The sequence below is a fragment of the Mesorhizobium sp. M1A.F.Ca.IN.020.04.1.1 genome, assembly GCF_003997315.1.
Lineage (GTDB): Bacteria > Pseudomonadota > Alphaproteobacteria > Rhizobiales > Rhizobiaceae > Mesorhizobium.
This window is the reverse complement of the sequence record NZ_RZSN01000317.1, coordinates 1-3,134: the sequence shown is the minus strand read 5'-3', so window position 1 is coordinate 3,134 and position 3,134 is coordinate 1. Positions and strand designations below refer to the sequence as shown.

At 64.7% G+C, this 3,134-nt stretch carries 3 protein-coding genes and 1 pseudogene; 1 reads left to right on the top strand and 3 read right to left on the bottom strand.

Going from position 1 to position 3,134, the window contains the following annotated elements; translation table 11 throughout:
* Positions 1–94: 94 nt before the first annotated feature.
* Positions 95–556: a GNAT family N-acetyltransferase gene (locus EOA49_RS31170; protein ID WP_127241109.1), complete on the top strand. Its 462-nt coding sequence runs from the start codon at positions 95–97 to the stop codon at positions 554–556.
* Between the two features lie 50 nt (positions 557–606).
* Here EOA49_RS31170 and EOA49_RS31165 read toward each other — a convergent pair whose 3' ends face one another.
* The 3 genes and pseudogenes from EOA49_RS31165 to EOA49_RS33870 all read right to left on the bottom strand — a co-directional run.
* On the bottom strand, positions 607–2,382 hold the full coding sequence (locus EOA49_RS31165) for a tetratricopeptide repeat protein (protein ID WP_127241110.1): 1,776 nt from the start codon (positions 2,380–2,382) through the stop codon (positions 607–609).
* Between the two features lie 188 nt (positions 2,383–2,570).
* Entirely contained in the window at positions 2,571–2,987 is a 417-nt protein-coding gene (locus EOA49_RS31160; RefSeq protein ID WP_095800916.1) for a DUF1284 domain-containing protein, read from the bottom strand.
* A pseudogene (locus EOA49_RS33870) lies at positions 2,984–3,134 on the bottom strand (biotin transporter BioY); the annotation flags it as partial. The pseudogene EOA49_RS33870 and the gene EOA49_RS31160, both read right to left, overlap by 4 nt.

Below are 3,134 nucleotides of genomic sequence, written 5' to 3'. Positions count from 1 at the left end.
AGGGGGGGTTGAAGCTTGGCGGGGGGGTGGCCCATTGCCGGCCGCTCACGCGGGCCGTTTGCTTCGGCGAGCCGCAACGACAAAGGTTCCCGCCATGCTCGGTCAACTCACCGTCCGCCCCGTCACCCAGCAGGATTACGAGCAGTGGCTGCCGCTCTGGGACGGCTACAACGAATTCTACGGCCGCTCGGGCGAGACCGCGCTTGCCGGCGAGATCACCCAGATGACCTGGTCGCGCTTTTTCGACGCTTACGAGCCGATGCATGCTCTGGTGGCCGAGCGCGACGGCAAGCTTCTCGGCCTCGTCCATTATCTCTACCACCGCTCGACCACGGCGATCGCCCCGAACTGCTATCTGCAGGATCTCTTCACCTCACAAGCCGCGCGCGGCCACGGCGTCGGCCGGGCGCTGATCGAAGGCGTTTACGAGCGCGCCAAAGCCGCGGGCTCGGGTCGCGTCTACTGGCTGACGCATGAGACCAACCACACCGCCATGCAGCTCTATGACAGGATCGGCGAGCGCTCGGGGTTCGTCGTCTACCGCAAGATGTTTTGAAAACGTTGCGGGGCCCAAAAGGGCCCCGCCAAACTGCAGAATTGTGCGCCTCAGCCCTTCGGCGCCGCCGGCGGGACCGGTTTCACCTTCGGCGTTTCCTGCGCCGTGTTGGACTCGATCGGCGGCAGGCCCTTCAGCAGCTTCTGCTGTAAGGTGGCGAGCACGTCCGGGTCCGGCTTCAGGTCGCGTGCCTGGGTCCACTGGAAGGTCGCTTCCAGCTTGCGGCCGACGCGCCAATAGGCGTCGCCCAGATGGTCGTTGAGAACCGGATCCTCGGGCTTCAGCGACACGGCGCGCTCCATTTCGCGCACGGCGTCGTCGAAGCGGCCGAGGCGGTAATAGGCCCAGCCAAGCGAGTCGACGATGTAGCCGTCGCTTGGCCTGAGATCGACGGCCTTCTGGATCATCGCCAGGCCTTCCTTGAGGTTCGTGTTCATGTCGACCCAGGAATAGCCGAGATAGTTCAGAACCTGCGGCTGGTCGGGCTGCAGCTCCAGCGCCTTGCGGAAATTGGGCTCGGCCTTCGGCCATTCCTTCAACCGCTCATAGGCGATGCCGCGCTGGTAGAAGATGTTCCAGTTGGCGGCAGTCGGCGTCTTCAGCTGTTCGACCGCCTTGTCGTAGAGATTGGCAGCCGAACGGTAGTCCTCCTTGGAGGAGTAGACGCCGCCAAGCGCCAGGTAGCCGCGCATGTCGGTCGGGTGCGCATCGACGTAGCCCTTGAGATGCGCGATGGCTTCGTCGTGACGGTCGATGTCGGCAAGGTTCAGGCCAAGCTGCAGCTCAGAAAGCTCCTTCAATGGCGAGGAGGCCGGAATGCGCCGATAGAGCGCGATCGCGCCTTCGCCGTCCTTCAGCTGCTCGGCGACGGCGGCCAGTTGCACGAGGGCGGCGTCGCTGTCCGGCTTCAGCGCCAGCGCATATTGCAGATAGAGCCTAACGAAAGGCTCGCCGCCGCCACGGTTGAGCGCGGTGGCGAGGTCGAGCAGGATTTCCGAGGCGCCGTCGGCCGGGGTAGCGACCAGGGGCTCGATCTTGTCGCCTTTGCTGATCCTGTCGCGCAGCGTGGTGATTTCGAGCTTGCCAGGCGCGAAGGCTTCGGCCTGGTTCAGCACCGCCATCGCCTTTGTCTTGTCGCCCTTGCGGGCGAGGAACGAGGCATAGGCCTGGGCATTGCGCATCCACGTCTCGGGCGCGGAGCCGCCGGCGGCGGTATCGGCCAGGGTGGCGGCGTAGATCTCATCGGCCTTGGCGGAAAGGCCGGCGGCGTCGGCGATGAGGGCGCGATGGAAGGACTTGAACAGGCCGAACCAGTCCGGCCCCTTCAGCTTGTCGATCGAAGCCATCGCCTCGGAGGCATCGCCCGCGCCTTCCTTGGCCCAACCGTCCATGACGCCGGAGAGCAGCCGGTCGAGATCGGATTCGAGCGACAGCTTCAGCCAGTACTGAGCCTTGGCGTAGTCCTTCTTGTGGAAGGAATCAACGGCAAGCGCCAGACGCGAGAAGCGCTCGACATCGGGAACTTCCTTGAGCTTGTCGGCATAGACCAGCGATTCCTCGAAGCGGCCCTGCGCGACCAGCGCCAGCATGAGGCTCTGCTGCAGTTCGGTGTCATTGGGGGCAAAGGCCAGGGCCTGCTTGTAATAGGCGATGGCATTGTCGAGATCGTTGTCGCTTTCGGCAATATGGGCGGCAAGATAGGCGCCCGAAAAGGACGTGATCTGGACCGGTTGGGAGTTTTCCTTGGCATGGGCAGGCAGCACCGACAGCGCCACACCCGCTAAAAATGCCAGCCTCGTCAGCCAGCGCGCACGTCCTTGCCGCATTGTATCCCTTTCAGCCAGACGCGATCCCCCCTTTGGCGGACCGCCCACAGAGTCGATGTTTTCCCGACAAAGCATGGCCTTTTTGGGGTCAGGCTTCAATCCGCAGCGAATCACAATGCAATCATCGGGCTTAAAAAATACGGCGTGCATCCAAAAAGTCCGGCGCGGGAAGCCGCAGACAGCGCCGCCTAAAGACGCGTATCTTGGAATCCGCTGAGGGCAACCGCGCTGCACAGGTCGGACCATTCGCAGCCCGAGCACGCCTGACGCGTCAGGCCGGAGGAAAAAGCCTTGCGCATCGGCGCCAGGCTGGAGGCATCCAACACGAGCCGGTCGCCGGCCCGGACGGGCCGGCCGAGGAGAGCGCCGACGTCGCGCGCCGCGAGCGCGTCGCGCTCGGCGGCGCCTTCGCCCAGGCAGTGCGGCTCGCGCTCGTCCAGCATCGGGGCGCAGATGGCGTCCGGCCCGGACACGATCAGGACCGCCTCGCCCTCGCCCAGCCGCTTCACCACCTTGTCGTAGTTGGCGGTGAAGGCGGGCGAGTAGCCTTTGCCGACATAGGTCAGCAGGCAGAGCAGATGGTGGGCGCGCAGCCTGACAGTCATTGCGTCTTTGACGAGCGGTCGCGCGGTTCGGCCCGATAGGTGGAAAAGAGCTTCAGCGTCGCGGCGCCCAGCGCCGACTTCAAGAGGCCGCCGACAATGAAGGGCAGGAAGCCGAAGGTGATGGCCTTCTCGGCGCCGATCATGGCG